This is a genomic window from Arthrobacter sp. NPDC055138 (assembly GCF_053607305.1).
Genome location: NZ_JBSGTH010000005.1, coordinates 351,642 through 371,144 on the forward strand (window position 1 = coordinate 351,642; position 19,503 = coordinate 371,144).

At 65.3% G+C, this 19,503-nt stretch carries 21 protein-coding genes; 6 read left to right on the top strand and 15 right to left on the bottom strand.

What is annotated here, in order from left to right:
- Positions 1–5: 5 nt before the first annotated feature.
- The 4 genes from nrfD to ACWF5H_RS14705 form a co-directional block, all read right to left on the bottom strand.
- Positions 6–1,085: an NrfD/PsrC family molybdoenzyme membrane anchor subunit gene (nrfD, locus tag ACWF5H_RS14690; RefSeq protein ID WP_452037706.1), complete on the bottom strand. Its 1,080-nt coding sequence runs from the start codon at positions 1,083–1,085 to the stop codon at positions 6–8.
- A complete protein-coding gene (locus ACWF5H_RS14695; RefSeq protein ID WP_452037707.1) occupies positions 1,082–2,095 on the bottom strand; it encodes a 4Fe-4S dicluster domain-containing protein in 1,014 nt (337 codons plus the stop codon). Before ACWF5H_RS14695 ends, nrfD begins: the two co-directional genes overlap by 4 nt.
- Positions 2,096–5,401, bottom strand: a complete 3,306-nt coding sequence (fdh, locus tag ACWF5H_RS14700) for a formate dehydrogenase (protein ID WP_452037708.1) — start codon at positions 5,399–5,401, stop codon at positions 2,096–2,098.
- A 137-nt stretch (positions 5,402–5,538) separates the two neighbouring features.
- The gene (locus ACWF5H_RS14705; protein WP_452037710.1) at positions 5,539–5,907 is read right to left on the bottom strand and encodes an iron chaperone; all 369 of its coding nucleotides are present in this window, start codon (positions 5,905–5,907) and stop codon (positions 5,539–5,541) included.
- A 209-nt stretch (positions 5,908–6,116) separates the two neighbouring features.
- On the opposite strand from ACWF5H_RS14705, the gene ACWF5H_RS14710 reads away from it, so the two are divergent.
- Positions 6,117–7,559: an amino acid permease gene (locus ACWF5H_RS14710; protein ID WP_452037711.1), complete on the top strand. Its 1,443-nt coding sequence runs from the start codon at positions 6,117–6,119 to the stop codon at positions 7,557–7,559.
- Between the two features lie 81 nt (positions 7,560–7,640).
- Here the strand turns inward: ACWF5H_RS14710 and ACWF5H_RS14715 are convergent, their stop codons facing one another.
- From ACWF5H_RS14715 to ACWF5H_RS14725, 3 genes are all read right to left on the bottom strand, one after another.
- A complete protein-coding gene (locus ACWF5H_RS14715; protein WP_452037712.1) occupies positions 7,641–8,126 on the bottom strand; it encodes a hypothetical protein in 486 nt (161 codons plus the stop codon).
- Between the two features lie 171 nt (positions 8,127–8,297).
- Complete coding sequence (locus ACWF5H_RS14720; protein WP_452037785.1) at positions 8,298–8,696, bottom strand: hydrogenase maturation nickel metallochaperone HypA/HybF; 399 nt, start codon at positions 8,694–8,696, stop codon at positions 8,298–8,300.
- 317 nt (positions 8,697–9,013) lie between these two features.
- The gene (locus tag ACWF5H_RS14725; protein ID WP_452037713.1) at positions 9,014–10,030 is read right to left on the bottom strand and encodes a HoxN/HupN/NixA family nickel/cobalt transporter; all 1,017 of its coding nucleotides are present in this window, start codon (positions 10,028–10,030) and stop codon (positions 9,014–9,016) included.
- 158 nt (positions 10,031–10,188) lie between these two features.
- Here ACWF5H_RS14725 and ACWF5H_RS14730 point away from each other — a divergent pair, with 158 nt between their 5' ends.
- Both ACWF5H_RS14730 and ACWF5H_RS14735 read left to right on the top strand, forming a co-directional pair.
- Positions 10,189–10,365 carry a hypothetical protein gene (locus ACWF5H_RS14730; RefSeq protein WP_452037714.1) on the top strand — a complete coding sequence of 59 codons (177 nt, stop codon included), beginning with the start codon at positions 10,189–10,191 and terminating at the stop codon, positions 10,363–10,365.
- 12 nt (positions 10,366–10,377) lie between these two features.
- A complete protein-coding gene (locus ACWF5H_RS14735; protein ID WP_452037716.1) occupies positions 10,378–11,022 on the top strand; it encodes a dihydrofolate reductase family protein in 645 nt (214 codons plus the stop codon).
- Positions 11,023–11,122: 100 nt separating this feature from the next.
- On the opposite strand, the gene ACWF5H_RS14740 is transcribed toward ACWF5H_RS14735, so the two are convergent.
- Together ACWF5H_RS14740 and ACWF5H_RS14745 are read right to left on the bottom strand one after the other, a co-directional pair.
- Complete coding sequence (locus ACWF5H_RS14740; protein ID WP_452037718.1) at positions 11,123–11,578, bottom strand: hypothetical protein; 456 nt, start codon at positions 11,576–11,578, stop codon at positions 11,123–11,125.
- 63 nt (positions 11,579–11,641) lie between these two features.
- Positions 11,642–12,304 carry a TetR/AcrR family transcriptional regulator gene (locus ACWF5H_RS14745; protein WP_452037719.1) on the bottom strand — a complete coding sequence of 221 codons (663 nt, stop codon included), beginning with the start codon at positions 12,302–12,304 and terminating at the stop codon, positions 11,642–11,644.
- A gap of 33 nt (positions 12,305–12,337) precedes the next feature.
- Between ACWF5H_RS14745 and ACWF5H_RS14750 the strand changes: the two genes are divergently transcribed.
- Complete coding sequence (locus ACWF5H_RS14750) at positions 12,338–12,853, top strand: cupin domain-containing protein (protein ID WP_364647973.1); 516 nt, start codon at positions 12,338–12,340, stop codon at positions 12,851–12,853.
- 49 nt (positions 12,854–12,902) lie between these two features.
- Here ACWF5H_RS14750 and ACWF5H_RS14755 read toward each other — a convergent pair whose 3' ends face one another.
- On the bottom strand, positions 12,903–13,340 hold the full coding sequence (locus ACWF5H_RS14755; RefSeq protein WP_452037721.1) for a VOC family protein: 438 nt from the start codon (positions 13,338–13,340) through the stop codon (positions 12,903–12,905).
- A gap of 209 nt (positions 13,341–13,549) precedes the next feature.
- Complete coding sequence (locus ACWF5H_RS14760) at positions 13,550–13,855, bottom strand: hypothetical protein (protein WP_364647967.1); 306 nt, start codon at positions 13,853–13,855, stop codon at positions 13,550–13,552.
- Positions 13,856–14,001: 146 nt separating this feature from the next.
- Between ACWF5H_RS14760 and arfB the strand changes: the two genes are divergently transcribed.
- Positions 14,002–14,442, top strand: a complete 441-nt coding sequence (gene arfB, locus ACWF5H_RS14765) for an alternative ribosome rescue aminoacyl-tRNA hydrolase ArfB (RefSeq protein ID WP_452037787.1) — start codon at positions 14,002–14,004, stop codon at positions 14,440–14,442.
- A 272-nt stretch (positions 14,443–14,714) separates the two neighbouring features.
- Here arfB and ACWF5H_RS14770 read toward each other — a convergent pair whose 3' ends face one another.
- The 4 genes from ACWF5H_RS14770 to ACWF5H_RS14785 all read right to left on the bottom strand — a co-directional run bounded on the left by ACWF5H_RS14770 (position 14,715) and on the right by ACWF5H_RS14785 (position 17,676).
- Complete coding sequence (locus ACWF5H_RS14770; protein WP_452037722.1) at positions 14,715–14,987, bottom strand: hypothetical protein; 273 nt, start codon at positions 14,985–14,987, stop codon at positions 14,715–14,717.
- A gap of 229 nt (positions 14,988–15,216) precedes the next feature.
- Positions 15,217–16,086, bottom strand: a complete 870-nt coding sequence (locus ACWF5H_RS14775) for a cytochrome d ubiquinol oxidase subunit II (RefSeq protein WP_452037724.1) — start codon at positions 16,084–16,086, stop codon at positions 15,217–15,219.
- A gap of 38 nt (positions 16,087–16,124) precedes the next feature.
- The gene (locus ACWF5H_RS14780; RefSeq protein ID WP_452037725.1) at positions 16,125–16,259 is read right to left on the bottom strand and encodes a hypothetical protein; all 135 of its coding nucleotides are present in this window, start codon (positions 16,257–16,259) and stop codon (positions 16,125–16,127) included.
- Between the two features lie 7 nt (positions 16,260–16,266).
- On the bottom strand, positions 16,267–17,676 hold the full coding sequence (locus ACWF5H_RS14785; RefSeq protein WP_452037727.1) for a cytochrome ubiquinol oxidase subunit I: 1,410 nt from the start codon (positions 17,674–17,676) through the stop codon (positions 16,267–16,269).
- A gap of 278 nt (positions 17,677–17,954) precedes the next feature.
- Between ACWF5H_RS14785 and zwf the strand changes: the two genes are divergently transcribed.
- Complete coding sequence (gene zwf / locus ACWF5H_RS14790) at positions 17,955–19,400, top strand: glucose-6-phosphate dehydrogenase (protein WP_452037728.1); 1,446 nt, start codon at positions 17,955–17,957, stop codon at positions 19,398–19,400.
- Positions 19,401–19,503: the final 103 nt, after the last annotated feature.

The following is a 19,503-nucleotide window of genomic DNA, read 5'->3' on the forward strand; positions in this document are numbered from 1 at the left end:
GCTCATCAGGCGGTCGTGATCGAATCGCCGACGACGCCCGCTTTCCGCCGCTCCGCGAGCCGCCTCTTCTGTGGTTCGATCGTGTACCGGGGGTCCTCGGTCGAACGGATGCCGGCACGCAGAATTCCGAACCGGGTCAGCGCCGAGGCGCTCAGCAGCGCCAGGCCGCAGGCCGCCGCCACCGGCCGGTGCCGGCTGCCAGCCAGGACGCCAATGCCACCGGCCACGGCCAACCGCTGACTCCATGCAAGCATTCGCCCGGGAGCACCCTCACGAAGGGGTTCTGCGGCCACTGGGTCCATCCGGCTCTCCATCATGCGGAAGGCGATCACATCAACGGCTACGCCGAGGACCGCGAGCGCGCGGGCTGGCCCCGCTTCACGGACGGGCGTGGTGACCATGGCAAGACCGGCCGCGGCAAGGCTGGCGGAACCCACGAAAACGAAGGGCAGATCTTCGCGCGCCGCGTTCCACGTCGGGTTGGCGGTGTCCGACAACAGGACGGCGGTGTAGGCGGAGAGCGGGGTTGCAAACAACGCCGCCTCCACCCCCGCCGGCCCCTCCATCGCGCGCAGCAGCCTGCGCAGCGGGCCCAGCGGGAGCCGTGATCCGGTCAGGCGGTCGATTTCGGATGCCGCCGAGATTCCCACGCCGGTGCTGAACGCTGCGAGGATCCAGGAGCCAAGGCTCATCGGAGACGTGGGCTTGATGGTGCGCAGCATGTTGAGGAAGCGCTCCGGCCGGCCCAAATCGGCTACCAACGCGGCAGCACCAATCCCCACCGACGCAAGGGCGGCCAGCCGGCTGTTGCGGCACAGCACCGGCCGGCCCGTGAGCTGCCCACCGAGTCCCAGCAGCGCCGAGCCGCCGGCCACTCCGCCCAGAAAGAGGTAGGCACCGATCGGGTCGCCCCACGGCGGCGGTTTGACCACTGGCCGGCCGTAGTAGGAGGCGAACTCCGGCTCCGGCACCATCGGCATTTCGCCTGAGCCGTCCCCTGTTCCAGCGCGCCGGCGCTTGCCTCCGCGCCTGGACCGGCGTGGCGGTTCGGGCGGCCGATAGTTGTCGAAGTCGGAGACGGTCAAGAGCGGCCTCCAGCCACGAAGGCCGCAGCGGCCGCCGCCAGCATGCCGGCCGCAGCGAGGCCCGCCCGCTTGAACATCCGCGGCAAGTCCGCGGTGGGAACGCGCGGGTCCGGCGGCAGCCCGTACACCTCCGGCTCATCCAGCAGCAGGAACACGGAACCAGTGCCACCGACTCCATCGGCGTCGTTGGCCCCGTAGAGGCGCGCCTCGGTCAGTCCCTGTGCATGCAGTTCGGCAACCCGCTGTTTCGCAGTGCTCACCATCTCCTCGCGCTCGCCGTACTTGATCGACGTCGTCGGGCACGCCTGGGCACAGGCCGGCGTCTGGCCATCAACCATCCGGTCGTAGCACAGGGTGCATTTCTGGGCGACGCCTACGTTGCGGGTCGGTGCCTGCTCCCCCGGGGTGAAGTCGCGCTGCCCCTTTACCCCCGCGGTTCCATCGCTGCGCCGCTCGATCACGCCAAACGGGCACCCGGCCACGCAGGTGCCGCACCCGTTGCAGACATCGTCCTGCACCACAACAGTGCCGTGCTCGGTGCGGAACAGCGCACCGGTCGGGCACACGTCGAGGCACCCGGCGTTGGTGCAGTGCTTGCACACATCGGAGGACATCAGCCACCTGAAATCGGGCGTATCGGGGTGCCTCGTGTCGGGCGGCGTCGTATCCGGGACGGACGGCTCCCCCGCGGCACCGGAGTTTCCCGGCGGTCCGATGCCAGGCATGCCGAGGCTGACGAGCGCCCGTCCGGAGGCGCGCGCCTGTTCGATGTGCTCGCGGTCCTGCTCGATGAAGGCGACATGGCGCCAGGTGTCGGCTCCCAACGCGCCGGTGTTGTCATAGGAGGACTCGAGGAGTTCGTACTCCGAGTCGTGGGGGTTGCGGTTCCATTCCTTGCAGGCCACTTCGCACGCTTTGCAGCCGATGCAGATCGAGGTATCGGTGAAGAAGCCCTTGCGCGGGTGTCCGGTGTGCGGAATGTGTCCGGGAGCTTCGGTCAGCTTGTTCATTTAGCCTTCCCTCGTCGAGTCGTCGCCCAACGCGCGGTTGGGGTCGGTGACCTTGTCGCTGCCGGTCTCGGTCGTTACCCCGGCGCGGGCTTGATAGTCGGCAACCAAGGAGAGCAGTTCCGGTCCCTGCGGCCGCCGGCCCGGACGGATGTCGCATGATCCGGCCTTGGACTCCTGGATCTGCACATTCGGATCCAGGGTCACCCCCAGCAGGTCGTTGGCTGCGTCGCCGCTGACGACGGCGTCACCGCCGACTCCCCAGTGGTAAGGAAGCCCGATCTGGTGCATCGTGCGACCGCCCACCACCAACGGCCGCATCCGCTCGGTGACCAACACCTTGGCTTCAATGGCGGCCCGGGGCGAGATGATGGTTGCCCATCCGTAGGGTTCCAATCCACGTTCGACCGCCAATTCCGGCGACACCTCGCAGAACATCTCCGGCTGAAGCTCGGAGAGGTACGGCAGCCACCGGCTCATCCCGCCGGCCGTGTGGTGTTCGGTCAAGCGGTACGTGGTGAAGACGTACGGGTAGATGTCCCACCCGGGCGTGCCCGCGCTGGGCGCACTGAGGTTGTCTTCGCGCGGATAGATCAGTCGCGCGGGGTTCTGCTGCTGCCGGTAGAGCGGGTTCGCCACCGGGGACTCCTGCGGCTCATAGTGCGTCGGCAGCGGGCCGTCCACCATGCCCTTCGGCGCAAACAGCCAGCCCTTGCCGTCGGCTTGCATGATGAAGGGGTCATCCCCCGCCAGCGCGGCCGCGCCGCCCAGGGATAGATCCGGACGGCTACCCGGAGCGCGGTCCACGGGGAAATCGGGGACGTCCTCGCCGCTCCACCGGTTCTGCTCCTGATCCCACCAAATGTACTTCTTGCGTTCGCTCCAGGGCTTGCCCTCGGGGTCCGCCGAGGCCCGGTTGTAGAGGATGCGGCGGTTGGCCGGCCAGGCCCAGCCCCATTCGGCGGCGACCGGCCCTTGTTCCTGCCCCGGCTTCCGGTCCGCGGCGTGGTTGATGCCGTCCGCGTAGACGCCGGTGTAGATCCAGCATCCGCCCGACGTCGAGCCGTCGGGGCGCATCTCGGTGTACGACGAGAGGGGCTGGCCGGCTTTGGGACCGGCGAGATGGCGGCCGTTGATTTCGGCGAGGACGGCCTCGCCATCAGGCTCGCCGTGTTCGTCGGTGGGATAGTCCCAGGTCAGGTCCAGCAGCGGCCGGTCCCGTTCATCGGTCGAATCTCCCAGCTTGGCCCGGAGCCGCTTGCCCAGCTCGTAGAAGAACTGCAGTTCGCTCTGGCAGTCACCCGGCGGCCGTACCGCCTGGTGCCGCCATTGCAGCAGCCGCTGGGTCTGGGTGAAGGAGCCGGCCTTTTCCACATGGGTCGCGGCCGGCAAGAAGAAGACCTCGGTGCCGATGTCCTCGGTGCGCAGTTCGCCCGAGGCGATCTCCGGACCGTCCTTCCACCAGGTGGCCGACTCGATCAGGTTGAGGTCGCGCACCACCAGCCATTTCAGATGGGACATTCCAAGACGCTGCATCCTGCCGTTGGCGGACCCGATGGCGGGGTTCTGGCCAAAGATGAAGTAGCCCTCCACCTCGTCATCCAGCATGCTCATCACGGTCTGGTACGTCCCGTGCGGGCCATTGATCCGGGGCAGGTAGCCGTAGCCCCAGTCCGAGTCTTCGTTGGCCGCGTCGCCCCACCAGGCCTTGAGCAAGCTGATGGTGTAGGCATCGGCGTCGGCCCAATAGCCCTTCTGCTCCGGGGACGCGATACCTTCGCAGTATTCGCGCAGCGTCTCAATGCCGGCCTTCGGCATCGGGAGGTATCCGGGGAGCAGGTTGAACAGCGTGGGGATGTCGGTGGAACCTTGGATGCTGGCATGGCCGCGCAGCGCCATGATTCCCCCGCCTGGCCGCCCCACGTTGCCCAACAACAGCTGCAGGATCGCCGCGGTGCGGATGAATTGCGCGCCCACCGTGTGCTGGGTCCAGCCGACGGCATACGCAAAGCAGGTGGTCCGGTCGCGGCCGGAGTTCTCCGTGACGGCCCGCGCGAGGTAGTCGAAATCCTCGAGGGAGATGCCGCAGGCGTCCCGGACCATTTCCGGGGTGTAGCGCGAGTAGTGGCGTTTCAGGATCTGGAACACCGTGCGCGGATGCTCAAGGGTCGGGTCCTGCTCGAAATCCGGGCGCCCCAGGGGCGGGCCGCCGCTGCCGTATTGATCGCCGGCGGCCCGGGCGGCGGTATCGGCGCCATGTTCGTGTCCGAGTTCTGCCGATTCTTCTGCCTCTGGCTTCCGCTCGTAAGCCCAGGAAGCCAGGTTGTAGTGGCCCGTTTCCGGATCGAATCCGGAGAACAGCCCGTCCAAGTCCTCGGTGTCACGGAAGTCTTCGCCCACCAGCGTTGATGCGTTCGTATAGGCAAGAACGTATTCCTTGAACCACAGATCGTTGCTGATCACATGGTTGATCAGGGCACCCAGAAGGACGATGTCCGATCCGGCGCGGATCGGGACGTGTTTGTCGGCCACCGCACTGGTCCGGGTGAACCGCGGATCCACGTGGATGATCTTCGCGCCGCGAGCCTTGGCCTCCGTCACCCATTGGTAGCCGACGGGATGGCACTCGGCCATGTTTGAGCCCTGGATAACAATGCAGTCGGCATTGGCCATGTCCTGGAGCGATTGCGTCGCTCCGCCGCGTCCAAAGGAGGTTCCCAAACTGGGAACCGTGGCGGAGTGTCAAATGCGTGCTTGGTTTTCGAGCTGGATGGCGCCCGCTGCGGTGAAGAGCTTCTTGATCAGATAGTTCTCTTCGTTGTCCAGGGTTGCCCCGCCCAGCCCGGCAATGCCCATGGTCCGCCGGAGCGGACGGCCGTGCTCATCGTTTTGCTGCCAGTGGTTCCGGCGTGCCGCGAGGAACCTCTCGGCCACCATCTCGACGGCGGTGTCCAGGTCAAGGTGCTGCCAATCCTTGGCATGGGGTGCCCGGTACAGCACCTGCGTCTGCCTGCTCGGCGCATTGACCAACTGCTCGCTGGCAGAGCCCTTGGGGCAGAGCCGGCCGCGGGAGATCGGCGAATCCGGGTCGCCTTCGATCTGGACAACCTTCTCGTCCTTGACGAAAACACGCTGGCCGCATCCCACCGCACAGTAGGGGCACACGCTTTGCACCACGCGGTCAGCGGTGGACGTCCGGGGAGCGATGTCGCGGGTTCGTGGCGACGTGACAGCCTCGCCCCGCCCGAGTGAATCACTCGACCGGAGCTGCCGTACAACGGGCCACTCCAAGTAGCTGAACCGCGACATGCGCCCACCCTAACCCAAACGATGCACGGACAACAGGGGTACGACGGCGGGAAGCCGGCCGTCGTCGTAGACCCGTCAGCGGGTGCAGGATGAGGCGTTCCGGGGAACCTCGGGACGCCGCCGGAAGCACCGCGTGCCTACATCCACAGGACACCGTCGTCCCGGAATTCCCGGATGCGGTAGGCAATCATTCGCCCGAGCAGTTCCGCGGGAACGGGTTGCTTGTAGGAAAGCTGAACCGACCCCTTGCCTGTTCGAAAATCCGTCAGTTCGTCTGCGAACGCCGCTCGGGTGCTCGGCGTGAAAACGAAGTTCGCGTGCTGCCGGTAACCGGCAAAAACAAACATGATGGTGCCGTCGAGAGAGTACGCCGGAGAACCCCATTTCAGGGCCTCTGAGGCTCCGGGTACCTGCCTGCGGCTCAGCGCCCGCAGCTCGAGCAGAACCTCACGGGCGTCTTCGGGGAACGCGGCCAGGTATTCGTCTACAGTCTTCGGCTTGTCCACAGTTTGACGCTACCGCCGCCGTGTTCCGGGTCCAAGCAGGTTCGGGACCTCCGGTGGCGCGCCGGAAATTTCCACCTGAGGACCGGCAAACTATTCCCTGCGGGCAGTGGGCGGTCCATACTCGAACACGTACAGGGCATCCGCACGGCGGAGCCGCCCCTTGCACAGGGTTCCGGCGGCAGATGCAGGCTCGAACATCGGAGTCCGGCATGTCCATCTGGAGCGGTTCCCAATCAATCCTCAGGCGCAAGCCGATCACAGAGATGGTGGAGGAGAGCGGGGAAAGCCATCTTTCCAAAAGCCTGGGCCTGTGGCAGCTGACCGCGATCGGCGTCGGCGGAATCATCGGCATCGGCATCTTCACACTGGCCGGGCTGGTGGCCAACGGCGGCCCCGACGCGCCGCCGGTCGGCCCGGCGGTGCTCATTTCCTTCCTCATCGCCGGCTTAGCCAGCGCGGCGGCCGCACTCTCATACGCAGAATTTGCGGGCATGATCCCGTTTGCCGGCTCCGCCTACACCTATGGCTATGTTGCCCTCGGGGAGCTCATCGGATGGTTTATCGGCTGGGATCTGCTGCTGGAATATACGGCCATCGTCGCCGTCGTCGCCATCGGCATCTCGGGCTATTTCAGCGCCTTTATGGAGGGCATCGGCGTCACGGTGCCGGCCTGGATGCAGGGCACCGGCGACACGGTCGAGGGCGGCGTGATCAACCTGCCGGCCATTGTGGTCTGCCTATTGATTGCCTGGATCCTCAGCCGCGGGACCCGCACCTTCGGCCGGTTCGAACTGATAGCAGTGGGGCTGAAGATCGCGCTGATCCTCTTCATCATCGGGCTGGGCTTCTTCTATGTGAACCCGGACAACTACACCCCGTTCATGCCCTCCGGATTCGGCCCGGTGCTGGCCGGGGCCGCCACCGTCTTCTTCGCCGTCTTCGGCTATGACGCGATGAGCACGGCGGCGGAGGAATCCGTCGACGGCAAGAAGTACATGCCCAAGGCGATCCTGCTGTCGCTGGGCATCGCGATGACGCTCTATGTGCTGGCCACCCTGGTGCTGACCGGCATGCAGAACTATTCGGATATCAGTCCCACCGCGGGGTTTGCGTCGGCCTTCGAGTCGGTCGGGCTGCCGGCCGTGGCCACGATCATTTCCGCCTTCGCCGTGATCTCGATCCTGACCGTAATGCTCACCTTCCTGCTGGGCGTGACCCGGGTGTGGTTCTCGATGAGCCGCGACGGGCTGCTGCCGTCCTGGTTCGCGGCGACGGACCGGCACGGCACGCCGCAGCGAGTGACCTGGATCGCCGGCATCGCGGCAGCGCTGCTGGCAGGAGTGTTCCCCATCCGGGCCGTGGCGGACCTGACCAACATCGGCATTCTGGCCGCCTTTGTGGTGGTCAGCATCGCCGTGATCGTGCTGCGGCGCACCCGGCCGGACGTGCCGCGGACCTTCCGGCTGCCGCTGATGCCGGTGGTCCCTGCCTTCGGCGTCTTCGCCTCCCTGTTCCTGATGTTCCAACTGCACTGGGAAACCTGGCTGCGCTTTGTGGTCTGGCTGATCATCGGCCTGGTCATCTACATGTTCTACAGCCGCAAGCACTCGTTGATGAACCCGGACAGCCCTCGCCACCGGGCCGTGGAGTGAGCCGGTTGCCCGGAACTGCCCTTTGGCTGTGGCTGCCCGGCAGCTCGGCCAATGCATTTGGCCGATCGGTACGGGTACGGGTCAAAGCCCTCCGTAGTGGACAACGATGGTGCGCTGTTGCGTGTCTCCGTCGGAGTACAGGAGCGTGCTGACGGGAACGCCGTACAGCGCGGAGAGTTCCCTGGCGGTGAGCAACTCTTCCGCCGTCCCGGTTGTCGGCCCGGATCCGCCCATCAGGACGACCCGATCCGCCAGATACAGCGCGTGGTCGGGGTGGTGCGTGCTCAGCAGAACGGTCATGCCGTCGGAACACAGTTCGCGCAGCAGCGTCAGGGGCCGTGCCAGTGCACGGATGCGGTCGGCATCCAGCGACGTTTCCTGGCCGCCTTCGATAACGCCGGCCCGCAGCCGGTCGCCTAGTTCCTGCAGCGTCCTGACCAGCAGCGTGGTCTTGCCGGCGCCGGGCGAGCTCATCACGTTCAGGGCGCGGATGCTCCGGCCCTCCAGCCAGCCGCGGTTCCGGGCGGCGAGCAGGTCGTTTTTGGCGAGCAGATCCTGCTCAAGCACTATGGTTTGCGCGCCGTTGGGAGCATGCCCGTGGTCGTGCCCGTGGTCAGGCCCGTGGTCGTGATCATGGGGATGACTGTGGTCATGTGGATGGTCGTGGCCGGCCCGCGCAATCTCAAGGCCTGACACCCGCGTGTTTTCGGCGTCTCCACAGCCACAGGTGGTACACATCTATGCCACCTCCACCGATGTCACCGTCAGTTCACGGCCGCCGAGGACTTCCACGTCGGCACTGCCGCAGGGGCACAGCAGAATCAGGTCTTCCAGCACGAAATCACGCCTGCAATTGCGGCACCGGCCCAGGCCGCGGGGCTCATCGATATTCAGCTGGGCACCGGCCAGCGCTGTGCCGGCGGAGGCGACTTCAAAGCAAAAGCGCATGGCATCCGGCAGCACACCTGAGAGCGCCCCAATGCGAAGATTCACGAGGGTAACCTGCCGATCACCTGTTCTTTCCAGGACGGCGTCGATAAGGCTTTCCGTCAGTGAGAGCTCATGCATGGTCTGCCACCTCGTGAACTCCAAGATAGGCGCGTGCGGGACAATGCGCAACCATGGGCCTTGACGCATCGAAGGTCGCCGCGTATGAGGCACCAGCCTGTCATTCAGGCGCTCAGCCACGCAGCGGACCAGCTGTCCACGTTCAGCAGGAACCGTCCATGTTTTGCAGCGGCATCTGGCGCTGAGTAGGGCAAACGCTCGGCGGTCCGGCAAAACATGGACAGCCCGGACTGGTGAAGCCCGGAAGCCGGCCCGCACTTGGGGAGTTTTGGCCGTCTAGGAGCGAACCGTACGTGCCATCGAGAACGTGTCCCGGATGCCGCCAGCGCCGCGTGAAGCGATCACGTTGTCCCGGGTGCTACGCGGTGGCAGTCGGTTTTGGACAGTTAGTCGGGCAGTGAATAGCGGGCCTCGACTTTGCCGAGTTTCCAGTACGCGACCGCCGCCAGCCAGGTTGCGGCAAACAGTCCGCAGATCAAAAAGCCGAAGTTCTCCAAGTTCACGGAAGCCACCCAGGCAACGGGACCGCTATCTACCTGCATTCTCTCGGCCACCAGCCCCAACAGGCCTACCCCGCCGACGAGGAAAGCCACCATCACGGACGTCCCGGTGGCCATGAGGTTGTAGTACACCTTCCGGACTGGCCGCGCGTAGGCCCACTGATAGGCCCGGTGCATGAAAATGCCATCGAGCGTGTCGAACAACGTCATGCCGGCGGTGAACAAGATTGGCAGAACGAGAACCACATACCAAGGTGCGGTGAGGGCGGCGCTGCCGCCGATGACAAACAACGCAATCGTCGTGGCTGTATCGAATCCCAATCCGAAGAGCACTCCGATGGGGTACATCTTCCACGGTCGGTCGATCTGTCTGGCAAGCGGTGCCAAGACCCGGTTAAGGACGCCGCGCTTTTGCAGCAGGTCCTCGATTTCAGCTTCGTTGTATTCGCCACTCCTCAGCTGGCGGAATACGCGGGCGATCCCGATGAGCGAATAGAGATTCAGTGAACCGATCAGTAGCAGGAACAGTCCGGAGACGATGACACCCCACACTCCGGTGAGGGAAGCCAGCAATGAATCGCCGTCGGAAATCTGGTCGGCCAACCTATTCAGCCCGGCGGCCAGCAGCGTGACAGCAAAGATCACGACGGTCGAATGCCCCAAGGCGAACCAGAACCCCACGGACACCGGCCGGCGGCCCTCCCCCACCAGCTTGCGTGTGGTGTTGTCCACCGCCGCAATGTGGTCGGCGTCAAACGCGTGGCGCGCGCCCAAGATGAATGCCGTAAACGCCAGCCCAAGGCCGAACGGCGCCCGGTCGGCCACTTCGTACTGTCCCGGTAAGACGACGGCGAAGAACATGCCCCACCCGACGACCAAAAGGAACACAATCACCGAGGCCATGCCCAAGATACTGCGCCGGCTACTTGCCGCCCGTCTTTGGAGGTGACGTTTCACGGTTTCCTGCCACTCTGGCCGCATGACTGCTTCGCCTGTGGAATATCGATGGAGCACCTCCGCCCAGAATGCAGAGCACGCATCTGCCTGTCAAGAGTCCGCGTTTGCTCATCAAAGATGCCGCCCGCCCGGCACTCCTCACGCCTCAGCAGGTGCTCGAGGCGGTGCAGATCGATGAGCTGGAAGAGTCACGATCCGTCAACCGGACTGTGGGTCCACGGAAACCTCTTGACCAGCTCGGCCCCTCCAGTATCGTGTTGGCAATCGACAAGCACTCATGACTCGGAGTACCGATGGCCGTTCGCGTTGACCTCAACATCTCGCTCGACGGATTTGCGACGACAACGGATCAAACCCCGGAGAAACCCTTCGGCGAAGACTGGCCTCGCCTGGTCGGCGCATATGCCGCGACCCGGACCTTCCGCGAGCGCGTCCTACACGACACCTCGGGTGAGGGAACTACCGGAGTGGACGACGAGTATGCGAAGGCGTACTTCGCTGACACCGGAGCAGAGATCATGGGCGCGGGCATGTTCGGCCTGCACAACTTCCCCGACGACCCGGACTGGCGGGGATGGTGGGGCGACGAGCCCCCATTCCGAATCCCGGTTTTCGTGCTCACGCACCGCGCCCCCCTGCCCTCGATCGAGATGAACGGCGGCACCACATTCCACTTCCTCTCCGCAACGCCACGCGAGGCGCTCGATCGCGCGCTGGAAGCCGCCGGCGGCAAGGACATCCGCGTTGGCGGCGGAGCGAGCGTCGTCCGCGACTTCCTGAAGGCCGGGCTCGTCGACCAGCTCCACGTGGCGGTCGCGCCGATCCTCCTGGGCCGCGGCATTCGTCTCTGGGACGACCTGCGCGGCTTGGAGTCCGGCTACCACGTCACCGCCGAGACGGCCGAGAGCGGCACGGTCCACCTGACATTCCGGCGCTAGGACTCAATCGGCCGCGCCGCCGTTCATCGTCCGGCATGACGAAGCGTGCGCCACCCGGGCAGGGATCCGATGGCCGATCCGCTGCCGCTTCCGACGTCGGCTACGGGGCTTCGGTCGGCGCAACGGCCAAGGCCCAGATGCCCTGGGCCTCGGTACCTTCGACTGCAATCATGACCCTGCTGGCGGGCAACTCCATAGTGGTGGTCACTTCGGATCCGCAGTCCGTGCTGCCGGTGCCGAGTGCATCGCCGCTGGCCGTGGCGGTTACAGTCATGGAGCTTGCGCCCTCGCACACCATCCCGATGAGGTACCAACCCGGATTCGCCGGTGTGAACTCCAGTCCTGTTTCGTCGCCAGGGCCGCCGATGCCGCCGCCTGCACGATAGACTCCGGGCAGCCCCCACTTCTCTCCGCTGAACTGCTGATTCACCCACTCATCCGGGTCGCGCTGGACTTGGGTATCCTCCGCCTCCAGACTCACGCCCAAGGGGCCACACGCCGTCACGGAGAGGAGCAGGGCGGCGGCCAAGGCGCCGAGAACTGGACGCAACGTCATGCCCGCAGCCTACCCGAAGGGACGGGCCGCCATTGGCGGTTTTGCCCTGCCGCTGCCGCAGGGCTACCGCCGGCCCTCGCCGGCCGTCGCTGCTGCCAGGGCCGTCATGACCTGGACGGCGTCCCGATTGGAAAGCCCGTTGTCGAGGCAGAGCGACCGCCACGTCCAGAAGGAGACAGCGTGGCCGACGACGGCGCGCAGCTGATCGCTCCTGCGGGAGGCCGGAAACGGCTCGAGCAGGGCATCGCGGAAAAACGTGTTGCGCTCCTCAAGCTCCCTGCGGCGTTTGTCCGGGAGTGCTTCCCAATCCGCATAGATGCGCGCGAGCATCGACTCGCCACCGCGATAAAACCGGTAGAGGTCCGTCAGACCAGCGTGCAGGCGTTCCAGAGGATCCGGAAGCTCTGCCCAAACAGTTGGACTCGGAAGCTGTTGCTGTGACAGCCAATGCGAGGAACAGGCAGCGAACAACGCCTCGTCGTCGGAAAAATGCCGGTAGACCGTCAGGCGGGTCACGCCGGCCCGCTCGGCGACGCCGGCGATCGTCGTGCGGGCGGGCCCTACCGAACCATGCAGGGCCACCGCCGCGTCGACGATGCGCTGACGCGTGGTGTCCACCTGCTCGGCGCGCTTAACCATTTGGTACGGCCGCGATTTGGTTGAACGTTGCTGGTCGCTCAAAGTATTGACGCCGATCCCTCTGCGGTTGGACAATTCGATATACACCAGTGTATATCGAATTAGAAGGGGTGGCCGGTCATGGGCGCTGAGGAGGCTCCGCGGCTCACCGTCGTGCAGCCAGGCGAAGGACGCCAAGGCAGCCTTGGAAGTATCGGAGTTGTCTTCAAACTGTTCGGCGAACACACCAACGAGCAGATCTCGATCGTGGAGCATCCGTTCCCGGTTGGGGCTTTGGTTCCGCCGCATCTGCACACCCGCGAGGACGAGTATTCGATCGTCCTTGAAGGCGAGATCGGATTCCGCTCCGGCGAGCGCGAGGCGGTGCTAGGCGCCGGGGGCTACATTACGAAGCCGCGCGGCGAACTGCACACCATGTGGAACGCAGGCAAGACTCCGGCGAGGATGATCGAAGTGATCAGCCCCGCCGGTTTCGAGCACTTCTTCTGGGGTGTGGCGGATCAGCTCGAAGCCGGGGAACCAACCGACCCCGAAGCCATCGCCAAGCTGGCAGCCGAGTACGGACTCCAGTTCGGCGAGGCCCCGTGGCTTCCGGACATCATCGCCCGGTACGGCCTCACTCCTCCGATGGGCTGACGGGATAAGCTTCGAGCCCGCGCCTTCACCAAGAGGGGCGAATCAGCGGTCAGTTTTTCTTCAGTTCCTCAGCGAGCATCACGATGATGCCGCTGGGGCCGCGGACGTAAGTGAGCCTGTAGACGTCCTCATAAGTCGCCACACCGCGAAGCGGACGGCAGCCGTGGGCCGCGGCAATCTCCAGGGCCTTGTCCAAATCGTCTACCGAGAAAGCGACGCGGTGCATTCCGATCTCGTTGGGGCGGGTCGGCATCGACTCGATCGCTTCGGGGTGGATGTATTCGAAAAGCTCGAGCCGGCCGTGACCGTCCGGGGTCTGCAGCATCGCGATCTTGGCGTGGTTGCCATCAAGTCCGACGGCGGTGTCCGTCCACTCGCCACTGACCGTGTCACGGCCGATAACCGTCAGACCGAGGTCGGTGAAAAAGGCGATCGTTGCTTCGAGGTCGCGAACGGCGATACCGACGTTCTCAAGTTTGATGGCCATGCGCCACATGCTAACGAGCCGAGAGTCCAGACAGAAGCCCCCTACGAGCTACCGCGTCGATAACCGCTAGACGTTGAACAGGTGTGGACCACGTTCTTTAGCCGAGCGACCTGAAGTCCGAGGCGAATCTCCAACCCGGTGCTGAATTTGTGGCTTCCGAAGAGCGAATCGCTGAAGGGGCCGGTCTTCACCCGCCGGTCGATTAGTGGTCAGCCCGCGGCCTGACCCTCGCGGGCCACCTCCTCCAGAATCCTGGCTGTCGGCGATCCCGACATCAGTTGCCCTATCACCTCCGGTTTGTCCCACACCTGGCTGCGCAGCCGTTCCAAAAAGGCGGTCGCGGCGTCCCTGGTATCGAAGTCGAGGAGCACGGCCACGTTGTTTTGGTCGTCTGTGTCCCGGAATACCCGGACAGACCGGGCGCCCGACGCGGCGCGGCCTGCGGGATCGCTGTCGAAAACTTTCTTCCATTCCGCGTAGTCCCGGACCGGATAGCCAATCTGTAAGGTGAACATCCTCGTTCCTTTCCTCCGCTTGGGTAAGGACAACAGTAGGCCAACGAGAATCCTCCGGGTAGGGCTCAAGGATGGTGCTGATCCGGTGCTGCTTCCAGCAGGCACTGATCGCGGCAACCGCTTCGATGCTGCGAGACAATGATCCTGTGGACGACCTGCATGTGCCCCCGGGACCCGGCGCGCCCCGCGGCCTACGGGTCCCGGCGGGAGAACTGCTCGAGCAGTTCTCCCGAGCCTCCGGCCCGGGCGGACAGAGCGTCAACACCGCCGACTCACGTGTACAACTCAGTCTCGATCTCGGCACGACAACCGCGCTGAGCGAGGTCCAGCGCAAACGCGCCCTCGAGCGGCTCTCCGCGAGGATCTCGGGCACGGTGCTGACCATCAGCGCCGCCGAGCATCGCTCCCAGCGGCGAAACAGGACTGCGGCCAGGCAACGCCTCGCAGCAGTCCTGCGAGACGCAGTGGCTCCATCTGTCGTCCGGCGTCCTAGCCGGCCGACGAGTGGCTCGCGGCGTCGCCGGCTCGAAGGAAAACGGTTGCGCTCCGAAACCAAACGCAACCGGCGACGCCCCAGCCCCGAATGACCTGACTACCAGCGCGATGGCCGGGCCCAGAGACTGCCGGCTGCTCGCTCAGTGGGCGGTCCGGCCGCCGTCCACTCGGTACAGCGCGTCAAGAGCTGAGGCTTCGAGAGGCCCTCGTCATCCCGCCCGATGCCTCCACACACGCTTTGCCACTGCTGGATCCCACCGCTGCGCCGTTTCTCGCCGGTGGGGCATCTTGTTTCTGCAAGACCAGGATCTACCGGCTCAGTGCATGTTCAAAAGTGACGACCAGCCGGCATGACGTCCGGTGGTCAGCGGTTGCGCTCGGGTTCGACCAGAACCAGGATCGTGTCGGGGCGTACGCCGTCGAATTTCATGGCATCGGCCGCGGCTTCGGACTCCATCATTCGCTGGAACGTGGCCAGGTCCGGGACTTCGACGATCAGCCCGACGCGGTTGGTTTTCTCCGGGTCTACAAAGGTCCGAACAGTCAAGCCCAGCGGTCCGAGGAGTTCCTGACGCCGCGGCGAGCTGAGCCAGTGGTCAACGTCGTCGACCTCGTGAAAGATCAATAGGGTTGCCATCGTCGCCTCTGCTTTCGAAAGGCGGTATTAGGAGCCGGATCGGGAGGCAATCGCGTGAGGAACTCCTAACCCATGCAGAAATTACCACAGCCGCCTTTTTTCGATAGGCAGTCAGAAGGCCGTCAAGATCGCCCAGGGCGACCTGTCATCTTCAGCCTTGTTTAGGGGTGGCTAAGAGTGTGCGCGTGCCCGGTCCACGGCTCGCTTGCTTGCCCCTTCATCAGTGAAGTCAGGTGCTGACCACCCCGGGGCCCCGGTCGGGCTCGTCGTCGTCGCCTTCTTCGGGAAGCAGTCCGCGCTGGTCGAGCACGTACAACAAGATGAAGGCCGGCACGATCAACAGCACAGCGAGACCGGCCGCGACCAACACGGCCGTGATCGTGCCCGACGGCGCTGCGGCCGCCGAGACCGTGAGGGTTTCGGGCAGCAGGTAGTTCCACTGCGCGACCCCCCAGGCCAGCACGAGGGCGCCGGCCGCGGCGACCGCAGCCAGCCGCCCTCCGCGGTGGGGGCGGCCTCGGAGCAGGAAAAGCGCGCCGAGCCCGGCGACCGCCGAGATGATGACCAGCCGCAGGGCGCGCGAGGTGAGTCCTTCGAAGACGTAGCTGGCTTCGCTGCGCACAACAAAGAGCCCGACCAGCGCGACGGCTCCGGCCACGACCCCAGCCACCACGGCGCGGACACGGAAGTAGCCGACCATGGCCTCGTCGGAGAGGCGATGGGCATCCCAGGTGAGCAGTACCGCGGCGACGTAGCCGGTCACGGATACGGCGAGCAGACCCATGACGACCGACGTCGGGTTGACCCAGCTGTGCAGCGGATCGCCCGCCCGACCGCCGGCCGGGACCTGGCCGGATGCGATGCCTCCAGCAATCGCGCCGAAGCAGTAGGGCACCAGCACCGAGGAGACGGCGAAGATGGCGCCGAAGCTGCGGCGGGCTCGCTGCCGAAACACCGCCTTCCCGAAGGCGAAGCTGGCACCACGCAGGACTATGCCAAGGGCCGCCAAGGTGAGCGGCGCGAACATGGTCAAGGTGATCGACGCGTAGGCCTCGGGGAAACACGTCCAGAGCACGACGAAGATGAAAATCAGCCACACGTGGTTCGCTTCCCACACGGGCCCGATCGAGTGATCGATCACCTCGCGAGGCCGCTGCCCACGCTGCGCGCCACCGGCGTCAGGTCCCAGAAGCCGGCACCGAAATCAGCGCCGCCGAAGATCGCGTAGATGGTGATGGCAGCGAACAAGAGCAGGGCTGCGGCGGTATCCATGGGACCCCTAGGTCTCTTCCACCGGCTTGCGCGGTCCATACGGGGAGTCTGTCTCCTCGAATTGTCGTGCCTCCCGGTAGCGTCGACTCATCCCGCGCAGGACGAGGATTGTGGTGACGCCCAGCCCGATATAGAGGAGCGTGACCGCGATGAAGGTGATCCAAACTCCGGTGTTGGTGGTCGCGGCGTCCTCCACCCGCATCTTGTTGTAGACGATCCATGGCTGACGGCCGACCTCGCTCACGGTCCAACCCGCCTCCAAGGTCAGGACGGCGAGGGGTCCGGCGGCGACGGCGCAGCGCAGGAACCACTTGCTGCGGGGCATGTCTCGTCGGAAGATCCACGATGCCCAGTACCACAGCGTCAGCAGGAACAGGGCAGTGCCGACGCCGACCATGATGTCCCAAGCGAGATGGACGACGTTCACCTGGCGGTTCGTCGGCCGCTCGTCGGCGGGTACTGTGTCGAGTCCCTGCACCACTGTCGCCCGGCCTGTACTGGGGTCCGACAACCACGAGGCGAGCCCGGGGATAGGGACACCGCCCACCACTTCTCCTTCTGAGTTGAGATGGCCGAGCACCGTCTCGGGCACGTCGCTGCCGGTCGTCGGCACCATTTCGATGGCGGCGAACTTGACGGGCTGGTTGTTATAGACCCAGCGAGCTAGACCGTCACCGACCCCCATCTGCACCGGGACGGCGCTGGCGGCCACCGTGAAGGCGATCAGAAAGCCGAGCCTGTGGTAGTGGTCCCGCCGCCCGCGCAGCATCGCCGTCGCGTAGACCATGGCCACCAGGAAGCCGCCGACCAGGTAGGCGGCAATCACCATGTGCGCCGCCATCAGCGGCATCGCCCGGTTGAAGATGACCCCGAGCGGGTCCACCGCCACGACATTCCCGGCCGTGTCCAGAGTGACCCCTTCCGGGGAGTTCATCCACGCGTTGGCGGCCACCACTGAAACACTGCCGAAGATGCCGGCGACGGCGATCGGGACCCCGGTCCAAAAGTGTGTCCAGGGCTTGAGCCGCCGCCAGCCGAAGATGTAGATCGAGATGAAAACGGCCTCAAGAAAGAAGAAGAGACCCTCAAACGCGAAGGGCACGCCGAAGGCCTCACCCCATTGACCCATGAACTGGGGCCACAGCAGGCCGAACTCGAAGGAAAGAACCGTTCCGGTGACGGCGCCGACTGCGAAGGTGACCGCCATGTACTTCGACCAGCGCTGCGCGAGCCGGATGGCGTCAGCGTCGGCCCGCCTGATGCCTCGATAGTTGGCGATCAGCGCCATCACCGACCAGGACACGCCCAGTGGCACCAAGACGATGTGGAAGGCCAGCGTGAACGCCATCTGCGCTCGAGCCCACGGAACCGGGTTCACCTCCATCATGGGGATCAGGACGTCCGCGAACAGCGTCATGTCGCACCCCTTCCGGCGTCATTGACAGCTGCCATGGGGGGTCCCACGGAAAGCCGATGCTGGAGCCTCGTGGAGCGGGTCATCGGATCTACCGATGCTGTCTCTAGGCACTGATCCTGTCCCCCGGGGCGGACGGCGTCATCACCCAAAATGGGTGATGACGGGGACCGGGAGGCGGTGGTTGGCTCTGATAGGAGCCGGTCTGCGTCAATTCCGGCACGGAGGCCACCGGCAGGTTCCTTTAGCCGGTTGAAGCCCGGTCACGTCGAGGAGATGCCATGACAGCGAGGACGGATAGCCCAAACGCGGCTGGGCGCGGCCAGCCGGCTAGCGAAGGTCAGAGTTCCGCCGATGCGTTCGTGGTCTTCGGGATCACCGGAGACCTGGCCAAGGTGATGACGTTCAGATCGTTGTACCGGCTGGAGCAGCGGGGTCTGTTGCAGTGTCCGATCGTCGGGGTGGCCGTCGATGATTGGACGGTTGATCAGTTGGTGGAACGGGCCAGGGTATCCATCGAGGGCACTGGGGAGGTGATCGACGCCGCCGTCTTCGGCCGCTTCGCGGCCCGGCTGTCCTATGTGCAGGGCGATTTCGGCGACGCAGCGACCTATGGCCGGGTCGCCGAGGCGATTAAGGGTGCCGACAGCCCTGTGTTCTACCTCGAAATCCCGCCCTTCCTGTTCGGCGCAGTCGTCAAGGGCTTGGCTGGGGCCGGCCTGACCGCGACGGCGCGGGTAGTGGTGGAAAAGCCGTTCGGGAGGGACCGAGCCTCGGCTCGCGCCCTGGCCGAAGAGTTGCACCAGTTCCTCGACGAGTCGCAGTTGTACCGGATCGACCACTACCTGGGAAAGATGGGCCTGGAGGAGATCATCTACCTGCGGTTCGCCAACACGATGCTTGAACCGATCTGGAACCGAAACTACGTCGAATGCGTGCAGATTACGATGGCCGAGGACTTCGGCGTCGAGGACCGTGGCCACTTCTACGATCCCGTCGGTGCGCTGCGCGACGTGGTGGTCAACCACCTCATGCAGGTAGTGTCCGCGGCTGCAATGGAGCCACCGTCCGGGGGTGATCCGCAGACGCTCAAGGACTCGCAGGTCGCTCTGTTCCGCGCGGTCTCCGAGGCCGATCCTGTCCACTACGTCCGCGGCCAGTACGAGGGTTACCAGAGCATCAACGGCGTGGCCCCGGATTCGACGACGGAGACGTACGCCGCGTTGCGGCTCGACATCGACAATTGGCGTTGGTCGGGGGTGCCGTTCTTCATTCGGACCGGCAAGAAGCTTCCGGTCACTCAGACCGAGCTTCGGCTGGTGTTCAAGCAGCCGCCCCGGCTTGGCTTCAACTTCGGCTCCGATCGCCGACCAGAGCCCAACCAGATCGTCATCAGGCTTGATCCGTCGACCGGCGCCAGGCTCAAGGTTGAGGCTCTGCGTGCGGACACGGTCGGTCCCGGCGCCATCGATCTCGACATGGAGTTCGCCGATGAAGGGGGCGAGGGGCCGACTCCGTATGAGGTGTTGCTCCATGCGGCAATGGTCGGAAAGAGTACGCGGTTCACCCGCCAGGACGGGGTCGAGGAGACGTGGCGGATCATGCAGCCACTCCTGGATGCGCCGCCGCCGGTGCACAGCTACACGCCCGGGTCTTGGGGCCCGGCAGTTGCAGACGCACTGACCGCCGGCTACGCCGGTTGGCACCGGCCCTGGCTAGCGTCATGAGTCCCAGCGCTGCTCGGCTGGCCACCGGGCAGAGCGCCGCCGCGTCGATCGCAGCCTCCCCCACATCGCCTTCCTGATCTCGCTGGCCCAGCAAGGATCCTAG

Excerpts from the sequence above, each read along its gene's own strand:
- ACWF5H_RS14695 (WP_452037707.1), bottom strand. The coding sequence starts at position 2,095 with ATGAACAAGCTGACCGAAGCTCCCGGACACATTCCGCACACCGGACAC.
- ACWF5H_RS14710 (WP_452037711.1), top strand. The coding sequence starts at position 6,117 with ATGTCCATCTGGAGCGGTTCCCAATCAATCCTCAGGCGCAAGCCGATC.
- ACWF5H_RS14720 (WP_452037785.1), bottom strand. The coding sequence starts at position 8,696 with ATGCGTCAAGGCCCATGGTTGCGCATTGTCCCGCACGCGCCTATCTTG.
- ACWF5H_RS14725 (WP_452037713.1), bottom strand. The coding sequence starts at position 10,030 with ATGGCCTCGGTGATTGTGTTCCTTTTGGTCGTCGGGTGGGGCATGTTC.
- ACWF5H_RS14735 (WP_452037716.1), top strand. The coding sequence starts at position 10,378 with ATGGCCGTTCGCGTTGACCTCAACATCTCGCTCGACGGATTTGCGACG.
- ACWF5H_RS14740 (WP_452037718.1), bottom strand. The coding sequence starts at position 11,578 with ATGACGTTGCGTCCAGTTCTCGGCGCCTTGGCCGCCGCCCTGCTCCTC.
- ACWF5H_RS14750 (WP_364647973.1), top strand. The coding sequence starts at position 12,338 with ATGGGCGCTGAGGAGGCTCCGCGGCTCACCGTCGTGCAGCCAGGCGAA.
- ACWF5H_RS14755 (WP_452037721.1), bottom strand. The coding sequence starts at position 13,340 with ATGGCCATCAAACTTGAGAACGTCGGTATCGCCGTTCGCGACCTCGAA.
- ACWF5H_RS14760 (WP_364647967.1), bottom strand. The coding sequence starts at position 13,855 with ATGTTCACCTTACAGATTGGCTATCCGGTCCGGGACTACGCGGAATGG.
- ACWF5H_RS14770 (WP_452037722.1), bottom strand. The coding sequence starts at position 14,987 with ATGGCAACCCTATTGATCTTTCACGAGGTCGACGACGTTGACCACTGG.
- ACWF5H_RS14780 (WP_452037725.1), bottom strand. The coding sequence starts at position 16,259 with ATGGATACCGCCGCAGCCCTGCTCTTGTTCGCTGCCATCACCATCTAC.
- ACWF5H_RS14785 (WP_452037727.1), bottom strand. The coding sequence starts at position 17,676 with ATGACGCTGTTCGCGGACGTCCTGATCCCCATGATGGAGGTGAACCCG.
- zwf (WP_452037728.1), top strand. The coding sequence starts at position 17,955 with ATGACAGCGAGGACGGATAGCCCAAACGCGGCTGGGCGCGGCCAGCCG.